The 15,999-nt window shown below is 65.2% G+C and carries 12 protein-coding genes; 3 read left to right on the forward strand and 9 right to left on the reverse strand.

What is annotated here, in order from left to right:
* The first annotated feature begins 396 nt into the window (after positions 1-396).
* Positions 397-1,017 (forward strand): TMEM175 family protein, encoded by a 621-nt coding sequence (locus tag E1181_RS20735; RefSeq protein WP_132677281.1) that lies wholly within the window; start codon positions 397-399, stop codon positions 1,015-1,017.
* 38 nt (positions 1,018-1,055) lie between these two features.
* On the opposite strand, the gene E1181_RS20740 is transcribed toward E1181_RS20735, so the two are convergent.
* Positions 1,056-2,690, reverse strand: a complete 1,635-nt coding sequence (locus E1181_RS20740) for a transcriptional regulator (protein WP_207922236.1) — start codon at positions 2,688-2,690, stop codon at positions 1,056-1,058.
* A gap of 236 nt (positions 2,691-2,926) precedes the next feature.
* Here E1181_RS20740 and E1181_RS20745 point away from each other — a divergent pair, with 236 nt between their 5' ends.
* Positions 2,927-3,418, forward strand: coding sequence for a hypothetical protein (locus tag E1181_RS20745; RefSeq protein ID WP_132677283.1), 492 nt, complete (start codon positions 2,927-2,929; stop codon positions 3,416-3,418).
* 452 nt (positions 3,419-3,870) lie between these two features.
* On the opposite strand, the gene E1181_RS20750 is transcribed toward E1181_RS20745, so the two are convergent.
* A complete protein-coding gene (locus tag E1181_RS20750; RefSeq protein ID WP_132677285.1) occupies positions 3,871-5,379 on the reverse strand; it encodes a tetratricopeptide repeat protein in 1,509 nt (502 codons plus the stop codon).
* A gap of 1,448 nt (positions 5,380-6,827) precedes the next feature.
* Between E1181_RS20750 and E1181_RS20755 the strand changes: the two genes are divergently transcribed.
* Entirely contained in the window at positions 6,828-8,096 is a 1,269-nt protein-coding gene (locus E1181_RS20755) for a hypothetical protein (protein WP_132677287.1), read from the forward strand.
* Between the two features lie 399 nt (positions 8,097-8,495).
* Here E1181_RS20755 and E1181_RS20760 read toward each other — a convergent pair whose 3' ends face one another.
* Genes E1181_RS20760 through E1181_RS20790 form a run of 7 tightly spaced genes read right to left on the reverse strand, consistent with a single transcriptional unit; the run spans position 8,496 to position 15,906 of the window.
* Positions 8,496-9,269 carry an MFS transporter gene (locus tag E1181_RS20760; protein WP_165944695.1) on the reverse strand — a complete coding sequence of 258 codons (774 nt, stop codon included), beginning with the start codon at positions 9,267-9,269 and terminating at the stop codon, positions 8,496-8,498.
* A 5-nt stretch (positions 9,270-9,274) separates the two neighbouring features.
* Positions 9,275-10,267 (reverse strand): Lrp/AsnC family transcriptional regulator, encoded by a 993-nt coding sequence (locus E1181_RS20765; protein WP_132677291.1) that lies wholly within the window; start codon positions 10,265-10,267, stop codon positions 9,275-9,277.
* Between the two features lie 37 nt (positions 10,268-10,304).
* Positions 10,305-11,321, reverse strand: coding sequence for an agmatinase (gene speB / locus E1181_RS20770; RefSeq protein WP_207922237.1), 1,017 nt, complete (start codon positions 11,319-11,321; stop codon positions 10,305-10,307).
* Positions 11,318-12,838: an aldehyde dehydrogenase family protein gene (locus E1181_RS20775; RefSeq protein WP_132677293.1), complete on the reverse strand. Its 1,521-nt coding sequence runs from the start codon at positions 12,836-12,838 to the stop codon at positions 11,318-11,320. Before E1181_RS20775 ends, speB begins: the two co-directional genes overlap by 4 nt.
* Entirely contained in the window at positions 12,835-14,073 is a 1,239-nt protein-coding gene (locus E1181_RS20780; protein ID WP_132677295.1) for a cytochrome P450, read from the reverse strand. The genes E1181_RS20775 and E1181_RS20780 overlap by 4 nt, the downstream gene beginning before the upstream one ends.
* A gap of 16 nt (positions 14,074-14,089) precedes the next feature.
* Complete coding sequence (locus E1181_RS20785) at positions 14,090-15,094, reverse strand: PDR/VanB family oxidoreductase (protein ID WP_132677297.1); 1,005 nt, start codon at positions 15,092-15,094, stop codon at positions 14,090-14,092.
* Positions 15,091-15,906 (reverse strand): coniferyl-alcohol dehydrogenase, encoded by an 816-nt coding sequence (locus E1181_RS20790; RefSeq protein WP_132677299.1) that lies wholly within the window; start codon positions 15,904-15,906, stop codon positions 15,091-15,093. The genes E1181_RS20785 and E1181_RS20790 overlap by 4 nt, the downstream gene beginning before the upstream one ends.
* Between the last annotated feature and the right edge of the window lie 93 nt (positions 15,907-15,999).

The raw sequence follows: 15,999 nt of genomic DNA on the forward strand, positions 1-15,999 counted from the left end.
CCACGACCGAACCGCAGCCGATGTGCCTGCCCCCTCACCCTGTTGGCCTGCCCGGCGAGGACATCTCTTTGTGTCTGAGCGTGCAGCTTTCTTCTGGCGGAGCCGGGCCCTCCAGCCATCCGATCTGGTCGGCGCGCGGGGTGCCGGGGTGCCGGAAGCGGGCCCCCGGCGGGGCCCCGCTGCGCCGACCTCGGAAATCGCAGGCAGGCGGGCCCGCAGGGCCCGCCCTTGATGAAGAAAAGAAACTCTGAACACGCGCCCAGCGAGGCAGCCCAGCTAGGCAGTGCATCAACGTCACATTTTGCCTGGCGGAAGCACCTCTGATCTCACGCCGGTGGAAACCAGCCGGACCTAGGTCACCATGCTCGACCGCGGGATTTCGGTCAGTCTCGGGGTGTGGCGGTCGAGGACGACGACTCGGGACAGGACGGGCGGGTGCTCGCCCTGTCCGACGGCGTCTTCGCGATCGCGGCCACCCTGCTCGCCCTCGACATCCGCGTTCCGGAAGGGCTCAACACCAGCAGCCTGCACGACGCGCTGCGCGGACTCGCCCCCGACCTGGCCGGATATGCGATCGCGTTCCTCGTCATCGGCGTGCTGTGGCTCGGACACCGCGCGTTGTTCAGCGACATCCGGCGCATCGTCCCCTCCGTCGCAGCGGTGAACGTGGTGCTGCTGGGCTTCGTCGCACTGCTGCCGTTCCCCTCGTCGCTGCTGGCCAACTACGGCGACGAACCGGTAGCGGTGATCAGCTACGCCACCAACGTCGCCGCGATCTCAACGCTGCAGCTGGTCATCGTCACCATCGCCCGTCACACCGGGAGCTTCCGCGCCGGAACGCAGGCACTGTCGGCCTACGCACCCTCCGCAGTGACGATCGTCGGCTTCGCCGCGTCCATGCCCGTGGCGCTGGTGTCTCCCACCTGGGCGCCGGCTTGCTGGCTCCTGCTGATCCCCGCCCACGCGACCATCGACCGCATCGAAAAACGCAGAGCCCGGAACCACCGGAAGTCCTAGCCGACACTCCTCCCGCCGAGGAAATATCGCGTTCGACCTCATTCGCCAGGGTTGACCTGAATGAAGGGCAGTTTCGTTCGTACATCGCTGCTTTCACGTAGCCGGCGGATGCCCTGCAAGAACGCGAAGATACCTTCATTGCTCCAGGACTCGTCTGTGACCAGTTCGCCGACGAGTTGATGGTCAAGGCTGGAGTACAAGCGTAGCCCTGACGCTTCCCAGTTCGCTTCGATTTCTCCGCCATAGCGGGTCCAGAACTCGTCGTCCTCGATGACCAGGAGGCACGCGAACTCGTAGTTGCCGCTTACGAGGTTCAGGCCGAATCCGGTGCACTCCATGCGTACCCGGGCCGGGTCCGCCATGAGCCAGCGCATCGGCTCGGACATGCGTCCTCGATGCAGTGGGGCCGCTGCGCAATTGCCCTCCAGGGTGTTGTCGACATCGGTCCGGCCGAAGAGCTCCTCTTCCATCTCCCGCAGGAGCGTCGAGGTCAGCTGAGCATCCGCGTGCAGGTCCGTCATTGGCTGATGGAATCCCTTCGGGATCACCGAGAGCCTCTGCGCAGCGTTGAGTACGTGGCTTGACCGCTGTTGAACCACGATCGCGAAGTCACGCTCGCGGCGATACGGGTCTGGCGGGCGTGCGATAGCGCAGAGCGCGAGCACTCCCCCGGCGCACAGCCGCCCGGAGAGGTTGAGCACGGAGTCGAGGTTCGGCAGGTAGTAGTCCCGCAGCGGGAGTTGGCCTGACGCGCCGACGGCAAGAGCATCGATCAGCTCGTTCTCGAGAAGATCCATTGAGACCGCGTACTCGATGAAAGGCACCGTTCCGACCTCGGCTGAGATTGCGCCTGGCCGTGCCTCCAGGTTCAGCAGCCGGTAGAGAGGCATATTCGCCATCCGAATCCCCTGTGCCGTGGCTTCGGCGAGCCGATCGATCGCTCGGTCTGACGTGACGACATGTTGAGCGACCGATGTGTCGGTGCGCAGTGCGACTTTGTCATTCCCTCTGCCGAGCTGACATCCGAGGTCGAGCCAGCGGTCGCAGGTCAGAACACTTGTGCGGATCTCGGAGTCGCCGCAGGTTGCGCTGTAGAAGTGGTGCCCGGTCTCCGCGGTCCCGTAATAGTCAGCCACCGATTTAGCGATCTCGCTTCGGCCGACCTTGCGGCGCCGCGCGGGTCTGTCGAGCACTTCATCGGCGGTCAAAGAGGCCAGCCGGGACGTCACCTTCCGTCGCGTCGTTTCAGAGCTCCACCCACTTCGGGCATCAAGCCACGCGAATGACTGCGCCATGTCGACCCGCGCATCAGGGGTTTGAACTGCCGGTGTCGTTTCCCGCCGAGCACTCGTCGGCGCTGCTCCAACGTTGAGGAAGGGTTGCCCCGACGTGTAAGCGTCCTCGTGCGCGGTATCAGACTCTGGCGGAGCCAACAGCACATCGATGCCCACACCGAAGATGGCTTCGAGCAACCTCACCGTCGCCGGTCGAGGTCGTCCGACTGGCCTTCCGCTCGCCGTCTGGCCGGCGACGAGGCGCTGCAGGTGGCGGACGCTCAACGTTCCTGGCTCGTCGTGCTCGCGCGCGAACGCCTCGGCCCACTCCGTGAACTCTTGCAGCGTCTGCCGCCGCTCCCAGATCTTCTGCTCGAGAACCGTGCGCGCCGCCTGCATTGCAACCCCTTCCCCACAGCCGCTCCCGCCAAGTCACGGGTACGTCGCCTTCGCGTCGTTCCGCTGACCGAGAGCTGATGTCAGCATGATTTCAGTCTGACATGGGCCGCTCACAAACGGTCACGAAATCCCTCCGGCGGCGTTGCGCAACCACTCCCCTACCGCCGCCGGATGCCGGCCGTGGCCAGGCACACCTCCAGGCCTGGCCGCGGCCACCCCTCGAACGGAGATCACGAATGAACGCATCAGCAGAGCAGGCCGTCTGGTTCCAGTACCGCCCCGGCGTAGTGGTCGAATCCCTCCGCGTCGCCCACTGCGCCGCTCCAACCAGCACCAACACCGCGGTTCAGTCCTGGTGCCGGCTGAAGTTCGATCCTGCAAACCTCGAGCTGGCCGCAGGGCCCGGGGAACCCGTGACCGCCGAGAAGGCACCTGCTTGCGCACCGTGCGCCGCGTGCCTTCTGCGCCTAACCGCCGCGACAGATACCGGCACTGTCCCCACTGCGCACGACTCAGAAGCGTCCGACGACAGCAAGCTCGCGGTCGTACTCCGGAAAGCCCAGTGGTTGCTCGACGACGCCGCGCACTACCTCCCACAGGGGAACTACGCCCAGCGGGAGCGAGACGCGCTCGCCGCCACGCTCGACCAACTCGCCGGGTTGATCCGCGAACAAGCTCCAGCACAAAGAGACGTCGCCGAGCACCCACAAACTCAATCTCAACTGTGATGACCAAGACGAGCCCCGGCCAGTGCGGATACAGAACCGCCTGGACAGGCAATCTCGCCCCGGACTTGCCGACACAACGCCTGCCACGCATCGACGCCCCGGACCGCAGCGACAACTGGGCATCAACCCGGCCTTCGCTCGGCGTCCTACGCGCTGTGCTGGAAGGCCTCAAACGGCTCTAGCCACTCCAACAGCACAACCGACGGAGCTGAAACAACATGCAGGCACCAACCTGCAAAGGCTGCGGCGAGCCACTACCGCCGCCTTCCCCACGCGGCCGCCCCGCCCGCTACCACGGACCGGCCTGCCGGCAGAAGGCACACCGAGCCCGGTTACGCGCGCAGGCGCTCGGTCAGGACTGGATCGCGCTCGAAGAGGTCGACGCAGCGATCACAGACGTCCGCCGGCTCATGGCCACAGGTGGTAATCCCAGGTCGGCGTTAGCGCGCCTGCTAACCGCTGTGCTCGATGTAGCGAGCCTCCACGGCGTCGTTCTCTCCATCGACTCGCGTCCTGGCACGAGCGTTGAGCGCTTCTAGCCGTTGCGAGATGCGGGCAACCTCCGCCGAGCGTCCCTGCCCTCGGTAGAACGAGATCGCACTCCGCCAGCATGACTCGGTCTTCGACGAGTCTTCGAATTCATGCACAACACCCAGTTGCACCAGCACGTCGGCTTGGCCAGCCGTGTCGCCCAGCTCCTCATACAGTCCTAGCGCCAACTCCAGGTGCTCAACGGCTTCCTCATACTGCCCACTCCACCCCGCGATGTGGCCGAGACTGACTCGAGCGCCGGCTTCCCCGCTGCGGTTCTGGGTGCGCTGGCACCGTGCAAGGGCATCGGCACAGATCTCTTGAGCCTGCTCGTGGTCCCCGAGCTTCGCCGTGCACCAGCCGACTTCGTTCAGAGCATGCGCACCGCTCACTTCGACACTGCGTTTCTCGTACAGGCGCAGCGCACTCTTCGCGTGCTCGAGAGCCATGGCGTCGTTCCCCTGCTTGCCCCACTCAGCCGCCATCGCTCGGTGGGTGTGCGCCTGCCCCAGCTCGTCGCCGTCACGCTCCGCCCCAGCCAACCCTTCGCTCAGGTGGGCGAGGGCAGCTTCGTGGAGTTCGAGCTGCGTACAGGCTCGCCCGAGATGCCGGTAGGAGCGAGTCCGAAGCTCGGCGCTCTCGAGATGGTGCGACGCTCTGGCACCGGCTTCCCAAGCTGCCAGGTTGTCGTGAAAGTGGCCCTGGCGGAGTTGGAAGGTCGTCATCGCCCACGCGAGCTGCCAAACCGCGGCGTGCCATCCCTTCTCAACTGCGCTCTGCTGGACGGCGAGAAGGTTGGCCCGTTCCGCCACGAACCATCCCCACGCCACCCCCTCATTCGAGAGCTTCAGTGGCTGGCATCCGCTCGGGAGCTCGGAAAGTGCAATGGGCGCGTGGTGGGGTGCGATAAGCAGGTCCGCAGCATGCGCGGTGTGGGCCGAGAACTCGACGAGCCGGCGCCATGCCTCATCGACGTCGCCGTCCGGCAGGTCGCGGCGTGCCCGTTGCCCGGCGTAGAGACGGACGAGGTCGTGCATCCGGTACCGGTCCTTCGCACCGCGGCTGACCAAGGACACGCTTACCAAAGCCTGCAAGGTGGAACGCAGCTCATGCACCGGGATGCCGCTGAGGCTTGCTGCCGCAGCGAGGCTGATATCAGCCCCTGGCGCAATCCCCATAAGGCCGAACAAGCGAGCCTCCTGCTCATCGAGTGCCTGGTAAGACCAGGACAGCACCGTTTTCAGGCACGCTGTCGGTTCCCCCGCGTCGAAGGCGTCGAGTCGAGAGGACCGGCCATGAAGCTCCGCGGCAAGCTCTGCGAGGGGAACTTCAGGATTGAGCTGCGCACGTCCCGCGACAATGCTGAGCGCAAGCGGGAGGCCCGCGCAGTAACGGACGAGCTCCGCCACGGCATCGGCTTCTGCTTCCAACCGCGCTTGTCCAAGACGTCGCGCGAGTAGCGCGCGCGAATCCTCCACGCCGAGGGTGCGACCGCGATTGGACGTGCGCTGTGGGCGGTTACCAGCCTGGCCAGGTTATCCCGACTCGTCACCAATACCGTGCAGCTCGGCGTCCCGGGCAGCAACGGCGCGACCTGAGCACTGTCCCTTGCATTGTCCAGCACGATGAGCATTCGGCGATCAGCGACCAGGCTTCGGTACAAGCCAACCTGTGCGTCCAGGTCTTGCGGGACATCCTTCGCCGGAACCCCCAAGGCATCGAGAAACCCTCGCACAGCCTCACGAGACGACAGCGGCTCGTCGACCGGATCGAAGCCGCGTAGGTCGACGAAAAGCTGTCCGTCTGGGAAGCGCTCGGAGTGCTCATGCGCCCAGTGCAGGGCCAACCACGTCTTACCGATCCCTCCGGCGCCGCCAATGGCGGAAATGACGACGGTGGAGCCCCGCTGGGTCTCAGCATCCAGCGCACTGGTGAGAGCAGCGAGTTCCTCACTCCGGCCGGCGAAAGCACCTGGAGCTCCGGGCAACTCACGAGGTATGACCGTGGGACGCCTCGCGGGCTGGTTCACGTGGACATCACCGTTCATCTCACCCGTCTGGAGCAGCGAATGAACGTATGCAGATCCCACCTCGTTGTGCACCTTGTGCCTACGCATAAACGATCAGTTTGCCTTAATTGACCTGCGGGCGTCGCACAACCCCTACGGACGAACACGGCCTGCTGGTCACTTCGGTGACCACGATCCATTGATTGCGGCAGCAATCACCCCATCCGGTCATCGTGGTGTCCGCGTCGTAACGTCAATAGGTACATCTTCCGTTCGGCTCCTAAACGTCACTCTCGATGGCACTATTGAGCCCGATGACATCGAAATCACAGTGGCGCCGATGGATCCTCTGGGCAAGCTTGAGTTTGCCCACCGTCGGCCTTGTCCTCTTCCTCGTCGCTCTGGGGCTGGACCGGCGAACCAGACTGCTGGGGTTCTCAGCTTGTTCGCGACCCTCGCAGGTGTCGTCGTGGCCGTCAGAGCCTACCGAGCGGACTGCCGTGCCGAGCGCACTTCACCGCGAGATTCCGCAGAGCCACCAAGCAGGACGAATCAACAGTCCTGACCAGCCTGAGCAGGGTGGAAGGAACCGAGCAAACAAGCGCCAGTGATGACGGAAGAAGCTCCAGCTTGTACCATCAATCCGTCTGCTGCCCCGTCCCCGTCGTGCGACTGCGCAGCGGCGCCTATTCGGTCATGCACTGCCGCCAAGTAGCACTGTGAACGGGTCAATAGCCTCCAGTTGGAGAACAGGTGCTCTGCACCCGACAGTCGGGCGATTGACTCCCGACTAACAGCTCGTCCAGTGTCACATGTTGAGTCTGGCAGGCACCGCCAAACCTGTCAGACCTGTCTGGTTAGCTTTCGGTTGTGAGCTACTGGTGGGTGAATCAAGGACAGACGTTCGCTGCCGAACGACGCGACGGTTTCCTGTGGGCGCCCAAGACCGGGAAGAACGGCAGGTCTTTCGGCCACTGGCAGACAATGAGCATGGTCCGGCCTTCTGATGTAGTTCTCCACTACGCCAAGGGGGCAGTGCGAGCCATCAGCCGTGCAACTGCGAGCGCTTCGGATGCACCCAGGCCAAGCTCCCTGCCGGACGGCGTGTGGGATCAGCTCGGTTGGCTACTCCCAGTGGATATGAACGATCTCGCCCAACCGATCACGCTGGACGAAATTCCGCCGATGATGCGGTATCAACAGGCACAGCCGATGTTCAACCAACATGGCGGCGTTGTGCAGGGCTACCTCTACCAGGTCGACATCGAGTGGTTCGCGCAGTTTGCTCGCCACTTTGCCGACCGCCTTCCCGTTGGCGTCGAGATCGAAGCGAGAGTCCCAGCAGAAATCGCGGGCGGCGCGGAGAACCTGCTCCGAGTCCTCATCGGCGAGCAGCTTCTCACCTTCGACGGAGACAACGAGACCATCACCGCAGTGCGTGGCAGCAAGGCGATCGTTTCTTCGACTGGCGCTACCCAAAGCCAATCGGTCCCCGTCTCCGACGTTCAGAGAGCCCTGGATCTGCTGCAGCGCGACAGCTCGGTGATCTGCCAACCAGAGCACGTGGGTGATCACAGCACTTTCATCGGCGCAGTGCTCCGGACCTTGCCGGGCACCCAGTTGCTGCTGCAACCGCCCACGATCTCGCTCGAGCCGCCTTCCGACAGAAGCACCGCACGTCCCGGCAGGGGCACATCCATGCCGAGCGGCCCGCTGGACAAGCAGGTCACCCGGAACACGCGCACCGAACAGCCGGCCCTGCGGCGCAGCCTGGTCGGGAACAAGTCGATCTCCCAGTGCGCGCTGTGCGGCGAGGAAATGCCCATCGAGTTTCTGGTCGCCGCCCACATCAAACAACGCAGCCTTTGCAGCGACGAGGAGAAAAGCGACCTGGTCAACATCGGAATGTTGGCGTGCAAGTTCGGTTGCGACGACCTGTACGAGCTCGGCTATATCAGCGTTGATCCGTCCGGGGTGATCGTCGCAGCATCCGCAGACGAATTGCACGGAAACTTCATCTCCAGCGCGCTCGCCAGACTAGCCGGCGCACCCTGCAGCGCCTTCACCAGCGCAAATGCAAAGTACTTCCAATGGCACCGGGAGAATAAGTACCGCGGCGGTAGTTTCGAACTTCACTGACGTCCGTCATACGCCGAGCGACGACTTCGACGCCAACGCATTGTGTTGAAAGCTCACCTCAAGTTCGATGGGCCGCCGTTGTTGATGTACTGCAGGTCAGGCCCGAGGCGGCCACCGGGATCAGCTCGCCACTCTGGTGCTCGAACTGCTTTCCCGAGCCCCTGCCTAAGACAGCACAGGAGGAGGAGCTACGAAAGGTTGTGCTCAGCGCCGCTGGCGGACCCTTACGCCAGCGTTGATTCGGCAATGCTGCGGGGACACAGACGACTGAGGATGGTGTTCAGCAAGGTTTGACATCGAAGCGGTTGTTCTTTGGCCAACCGTTAGTACGACCGTTCCCGGACTGGGCACTCACATACCCAGCCTGGGGTACGCCATCGGCTCGCTGGCGGGACTCCGTCATCTGATGTTAACCGGGCTCTTGATTTCTGGTTCGAGGTGGCCGTTGTGTCGAGGTTCTCGGATCAGTGCGATGGACACGAGCGAGATCGCGGCGACCGCGGCGATGTAGCCGGCGATGGCGTATCCGGACCCTGTCGCTTCGATCAGGCTCGCGGCGATGATCGGGCCCAGTGCGGCACCGAGCACGCCGGCGAGCTGGTAGCTCACCGAGGCGCCGCTGTAGCGAACCCGGGTGCTGAACATCTCGGCGAACATCGCTCCCGTCGGCCCACCGGACGGGCTCAGCGCCACGCCGAAGACCAGGATGTGGGCTGCGAGCATCAGCGTGAACTGCCCCGTGTCGAACAGCGCGAACGCGGGGAAGATGAACGCCCCCATCCCGATGACTCCCCAGATGTAGACCGGTTTTCGTCCGAACCTGTCGGAGGCCGCCCCGGCGACCACATGCAGCACGGTGCTGATCGCAGCTGATAGGACGATGACTCCGAGGACGCTGGTGCGCGAGGCGCCGACGACGGTGGTTCCGTAGGTGGCGAGGTAGGCGATGAAGATGTAGGAGACCGTGCTCTGGACCAGGAAGGCACCAGCGCCCAGTGCCACCTGGCGAGGGTGTCGCCGGAAGACCTCCGCGATCGGCAACCGGACCGTGGTTGTGTCGCGGACCGCTTCGAACACGGGGCTCTCGGCGACCTTCAGTCGGATGAACAGGCCGACCACGATGAGGATCGCGCTGGCCCACCGCCTTGGCTGCCGTGAACGCACAGCAGCCACGCAATTCACGGTCGGGCCGGGCCGCCAAACGTCGCTTCTTCGAGTCCAGCCCAGGTGAACGGCAATTTGACGAGTTCGAGGTATTGGAAGGTGCGCGAGCTCTGCACACCGTCGATCCGGCGAAGGCGTTCGCCGGTGAGCTCGCCGAGCACCGCTTTGTCGGAGCAGGTCACTTCCAGCATCAGGTCGAATGAACCGGCAGTACTGATCGCGACCTCCACCTCGGGGATCTCCCGCAGCGCGGCGCGAACCTTTTCCACGGGTCCGCTGACAGTGAGCCCAATACCGGCTTGAACGCGTGACGACGTGGTCAACGGGTTCTCAACGGTCACGATCCGCACCACACCAGAATCAAGCAGTGCCTGGACCCGCCGGCGGGTACTGCTGTAGCTGAGCCCGGACGCCTGCTCGAGATTCCGGAAAGTCGCCCGGCCGTCCTTCTGCAAGGTCCGGATGAGGGCGTGGTCGGCCTCATCCAGGCTAGGGGCGGCCTTCTGCCGCGGTCCGGTCGTCTCCGCATCGAACCCAGCGGAGTATTTGTCCACCGTCAGGAAGGTGAACACTTCGGCGATCTGGACGCCGGGCACGCTGCGGATCTCTTCATCCAGGACGGACAGGAGTGCGCTGTCGTCGCGACACACGATCTGGGCAATGATGTCGTACGGCCCCGCCACACACACCACGAGATCGGCTGCCGGAACTGCGGCGATGCGCTCCGCAATGGCCCGAGCCGGTCCTTGGACGCGAATGGCGACCAGCGCGAAGGTCGAGTAACCGAGAACCCTCGGCGAGACGCTCCCGATGATCGACACAACCCCTGCGGACTCGAGCCGCTTCAGCCGTTCACGGATCGCGTCTCCCGAGAGGTCGACCGCGACGCCGAGGTCGGCGTAGCTCATTCGGCCGTCGGTTTTGAGCAGGTCCACCAGCTTGCGATCGACCCCGGACAGCGCGGCGTGCCCGGCGGGCTGGCCGGGGTCGCTGCTGGTCGGTTTCATGGAAGGCACTCTATCGAGAGTGTTACCTGACGGTTTGTTACCGGGTCCGGATGGCAGCGGCGTCGCCTTGCAGGGCCGGTGCCCACGACGACAGGAGCTCGTATCCGACGTGGGCTGCCGCGATCCCGGTGATCTCCGCGTGGTCGTAGGCCGGAGAGACCTCGACGATATCGGCGCCGACGACGTTGAGCCCTGCCGTGGCGCGCAGCATCGTGAGCAGTTCGCGGCTGGTCAGTCCGCCAGATTCCGGCGTGCCTGTGCCGGGGGCGAACGCCGGGTCGAGGACGTCGATGTCGACCGAGACGTAGACCGGCCGCTCCCCCACCCTGGAGCGCAGTCGCTCGATCACACCCCGGACGCCGGTGAGGTCGAGTTCCTCGCACCGCGACACGGCGAACCCGAGCGCCCGGTCGTCGTCCATGTCGGCGGCTCCGTACAGACCGCCGCGGGTGCCGATGTGCATGCAGGCTTCGAGGTCGAGCAGGCCCTCCTCGGAGGCGCGGCGGAACGGCGTGCCGTGTTGGACCGGCGTGTTGAAGGTGCCCTCCCAGGTATCGAGGTGCGCATCGAAGTGCACCACCGCGACCGACCCGTGGTGGGCGTGAATCGCGCGCAGCACGGGCAGGGCGATGGAGTGGTCACCGCCGAGGACGAGGAGCCGCTTGCTGCGCTCGAGCGCGTCACGAGCGCCTCTCTCGATTTGGTCGACCGCTTCGGGGATGTCGAACGGGTGTGCGGGCATGTCGCCGAAGTCGGCGACTTGCTGCGTGGCGAATGGCCAGGCGTCGGCTTCCGGGTTGTACGGGCGCAGGAGCCTTGATGACGCACGGATGTGGTTCGGGCCGAAGCGAGCGCCGGGGCGGTAGCTGACGGTGGTGTCGAAGGGGATCCCGACGACACCTGCGTCGATCTGGCTGACCTCGTCGACCCGTGGCAGTCCGGCGAACGTCGCGGGAATCGCGGTTCGTGGGACTCGGGTGGTGTCGACCGGACCGACGACGTCTCCGATGCGGACGCGGGGCTGTTCCCAGAACGGGCGGGACTCGGAGCTCATCGCTTCTCCTGATCGGTGGTGCTCCGGCTCACGGTCGTGTCGAGGACCGTGGTCTTGGCTTCGGTGTACTGGCCGACCGCCGACGCACCGAGCTCGCGTCCGAACCCGCTTCCCTTGGTACCGCCGAACGGCAGCGTCGGATGGAACAGCCCGTAGGTGTTGATCCAGACTGTTCCGGCTCGCAGCCGCCTGCTGAGCCGGTGCGCCCGGCCGGTGTCGCTGGTCCACACCCCCGCGGCGAGGCCGTATGCCGTTCCGTTTGCGATCTCGACGGCGTGGTCGTCATCGCGGAACGGCAACACGGTCAGCACCGGACCGAAGATCTCCTGCTGCGCCATCGCCGAGTCTGGCCGAAGACCGGTGACCACGGTCGGTTCGACGAAGAACCCCGAGCGGTCGATTGCGTTGCCGCCGGTCGCGAATTTCGCTCCGTCGGCGCTGGCCTCGGTGAGGAAGTCGAGGATATTCGCTTTATGAGCTGCCGAGATGATAGGGCCGACCTCCGTGCCCTCGTCGAGGGCGTGTCCGACGACGAGTTTCTTCGTCCGCTCGACGAGCTTGGCGACGAACTCGTCGTGGATGCTCTCCTGCACCAGCAGCCGACTGCCGGCCACGCACACCTGACCGGCGTTGGTGAAGATCGCCACCAGTGCGGTGTCTGCCGCAGTCTCGAGGTCGGCGTCGGCGAACACGACGTTGGCGCTCTTGCCTCCCAGCTCCAGTGAGACCTTGGTGAGGTTGCTCGTGGCCGCCTCCATGACCTTGCGGCCCGTGACGGTGGAACCGGTGAACGCGATCTTGTCGATGCCCGGGTGAGCTGCGAGGGCGGCGCCAGTGGTAGCGGCGCCGGTGACGACGTTGAACACGCCGGCCGGCAGACCGGCTTCAACAGCCAGGCGCGCCAGGTGCAAGGTGGACAGAGAGGCGAGCTCGGACGGCTTGGCGACGACGGCGTTGCCGGTCGCCAGCGCCGGCGCGAGCTTGTAGGTCAGGATCGGCAGCGGATAGTTCCACGGGGTCACTGCGGCGCAGACTCCCAGTGGCTCGTTGGTCGTGTAGGCGAAGAGGTCACGCGGAGCCGGGATGACGGTGCCCTCGTGCTTGGTGGCCCAGCCGGCGAAGTACCGCAGCACCGAGATCGCCTCGCGAATGTCTTCGTCTGCCTCGGCCCGCGGCTTGCCGGTGTCGAGTGCCTCCAGTTCGGTGACGAGTTCGAGGTCACGTTCCAGCAGGTCGGCCATGTGGTGCATGACTTGCTCGCGGTGCTCGGCATCGGCCTCGGACCACCGGCCGTCGTCGAAGGCCGCCCGAGCCGAGCGCACGGCCTCATCGACGTCGTCTTCGCTCGCTGCGGGGAGCACCGCGATGGTCTCGCCGCGACCGGGATCGACATCGATGATTTCGGCGCCCGCGCCGGTGCGCTCGGTCCCGCCGATCACCTGCCCAGGAGGGGGCGCCGCGAGCCATTGCGCCGTGGCTTCGGTGGTCCTGTCCCGGACCTGCTCGGCGAGGGTCATGCGACCTCCTCCTGGTTTCGCGGAGTGAACGACACCGGCAGTGACTGCAATCCGTTGACGAAGTTCGACACCAGCGGCACGGGTTCGCCGCTCACGTCGATGTCGGGCAGGATCTCGAAAAGCTCCCGGAAGAACACCGTGATCTCCTTGCGGGCGAGAACCGCACCGAGGCAGAAATGGGGGCCGCCACCACCGAATCCGGCGTGCTGCTGTTCGCCGCGGTCGAAGTCGAGCCGTTCCGGGGACGGGAATACGGACTCGTCGCCGTTGGCGGAGATGTACCAGAGCACGACCTTGTCGCCCTTGCGGATCCGCCGGCCGTGCAGCTCAACATCGCGAGTGGCGGTACGGCGGAAATGCATGACCGGCGAGGTCCAGCGCACGATCTCCTCAACCGCGATACGGGCCAGCCCGTCGTAGTCCGCTTGCCACCGGCGGCGCGTCTCCGGGTAGCGGGACAGGGCCAACATGCCCTGCCCGATGCTGGTTGTGGTCGTCTCGATGCCTGCGGTAACCAGGAGCGCGAAGAACACGGCGATCTCATGGCTGGACATGCTCTGGCCGTCGATCTTGGCGGCGAGGAGCTTCGCCAGAAAACCGGCGTCGGGCGCGGGGGCGTCGCCAACCTGCCGGAGCAGCGTCTGCGCGTAGTCAACGATCTCGAGCACGGCCCCGTACGCATCGGCTGTTCCATAACCGCTCAGCGCGGTGTTGGTGAGCTCGATCAACCGGGGTCGGTCGGCGACCGGGACACCGAGCAGCTCACAAATGATCTGCGCCGGGAAATCGCCAACAAGGTCGGCCATGAAATCGGCCGATCCGCGATCCGCGATCCGCAGAATGCAGCGGCGGGCGTGCGTGCGGATATTGTCCGTCATCCGCTCCACGGTGCGCGGTGTGAGCACTCGGTTGACGATCGAGCGATGGCGGGTGTGCTCATCGCCGGTCATGTTCAACATGCCGCCGAAGATGTGCTGCATCTCCGGCTCCATGTCGACGATCTCGGTACCCTGGTCGGAGGTGAACAGTTCCTGGTTCTTGCTCGCGGCCACGACGTCGTCGTAACGCACCAAGGACCAGAATCCCCGCCCGCCTTCGGGGAACCAGTCGGTCTTCGGCTCCTCGTGCCATGAGACCGGGTGATCCCTGCGCAGCTGCGCGAACACTTCCAGTCGGTCGCGGCGCTGCCACAGCTGCGGGTCGGCGAGGGACAGATCAGTCAAATTCGAAGTCATGATCGCTCCGGATAGGTCACAGGTCGAGCGTGAGGCGTTCAGTCCGGGAGCGTCCGACACAGATCATCATGGTGTCGTTCTGCTCGCGTTCCTCGTCGCTGAGCACTTGGTCGCGGTGGCACGGAAGCCCCTTGAGGACACCGGTCTCGCACGAACCGCAGTAGCCCTCCTCGCATGAGAACGGTACCTGCGGCTCGACCGTGCGGACGACGTCGATGAGGCGGTCATCAGGACCGACCTGAAGCACCTCACCGGTGGAGGCGAGCTCGACTTCGAAGGAGTCCAGGCCGCCGTCGCCGGTCGTGTCGACCGCGCTTTGGGCCGCACCGAAGCGTTCCAGGTGCAGCTGTCCCGGCTCGAGCAGTTCCTCAGCCAGTTCCTCGAGCGCGACCAGCAGTGGTTCCGGCCCGCATGCGTAGACCGCGGTCGACGCCTCCAGGTCGGTGAGTGCGGTACGCAGATCCGGCCTACCCTCTTCGTCCTCTGGCACAACGATGACTTCAGCAGACGAGGCAGCACTGCCCCGGAAACGTGTCAACTCGTCCACATAAGCCATGGATCTGCGGTTACGTCCTCCGTAGAGCAACGTCCACGGTAGGCGCTGGCGAGTCACCTGGTCGATCATCGCCAGGATCGGCGTGATGCCGATGCCGCCGGCGATGAACAGGTAACGGTCGGCCTCGACGAGGCGGAAGTGGTTGCGAGGGCCACGAATCCCGATCTCGGTTCCGGGGTGCAGGTTTTCGTGCACCTCCCGGGAACCGCCTCGGCCTTCTTCCTCGCGCAGAACGGCGATCCGGACGACACCGCGGTGGCCCTCGCCACCGCAGATCGAGTACTGCCGAACGAGCCCGGAGGACAACACCACGTCGAGATGCGCGCCGGGCTCCCACTCGATGGTGTGGCCGTCAACGTGGGTCAGTTCCAGCTCGACAACGCCGTCGCTGAGTTCACGTCGGGCGGTGACGGACATGGGGTGGGTCGTGTTCTGCACAGCTGCTGCTTTCTCGGGCGCGGTCATCGCGGATCTCCCATCGCGGCGCCATCCGGCGTGCGCAAGACTCCCCGCTCCGCTAGGGAAACGGCCATTTCCGCGCCGCCGTCGGTGACGATGTCTGTTCCGTTGATCCAGGAGGCGTCCTGGCTCGTGAGGAAAGCAACCACATTCGCGATCTCCACAGGCGTGCCGTTGCGGCCGCCGGCACGTTCGGTGAGCGGATCGAGTTCGGCATGCCCCATGGATTCGTAGAACTCGGCCAGCAGCGGCGTCTCGATGGGACCCGGGCTGACGCTGTTGACCCGAACGTGGCCGAGGTGACGCTGGGAAGCCACGTTGGTCCACACGATGACGGCCTGCTTGCTGCGCTCGTAGGCGTCGTAGCCGCTGGCGAGGTTCTTCTGTGCCCAGTCGAGGCCACTGCGGTAGTCCGGTGTCGCGATCAACTCCGACACGGCGGGCAGCGCAATGCGCCAGTTCCAGCCAGCCGTGCTGGCGAGGTTCACGACGCTGCCGCCCGGCGTCATGCCCGGGACCAGGAGATCGGTCAAGGCACGCAGCCCGAGGAAGTTGACACCGACGATCGTTTTGACCGGCGCGGTTCCGGCGACACCCGCGATGTTGCACAGCACGTCGACGCCGTCCCCGATGTCAGCCGCAGCACGCGCGATGGCCTCCCCCGAGGTGAGGTCGCACTCGATCCACCGGTGGCCGGCGTCGCCGCGAACGCGATCCACCACGACCACCTCGTCGCCGGACTCGGCGAACCGCGCCACCGTCGCGGCACCGATACCCGAAGCTCCACCCGTGATCACCACGCGTCTGCTGTTCGCCATTGATCAGTGCCTCCACCCTGCAGTCACGAGCCAATGAAGAGAGTTTAAGTCATACAATCCCATTCAGTCAAGCGATTTCACCACTAGAAGCAA

The organism is Saccharopolyspora terrae, assembly GCF_004348435.1.
Classification (GTDB): domain Bacteria; phylum Actinomycetota; class Actinomycetes; order Mycobacteriales; family Pseudonocardiaceae; genus Saccharopolyspora; species Saccharopolyspora endophytica.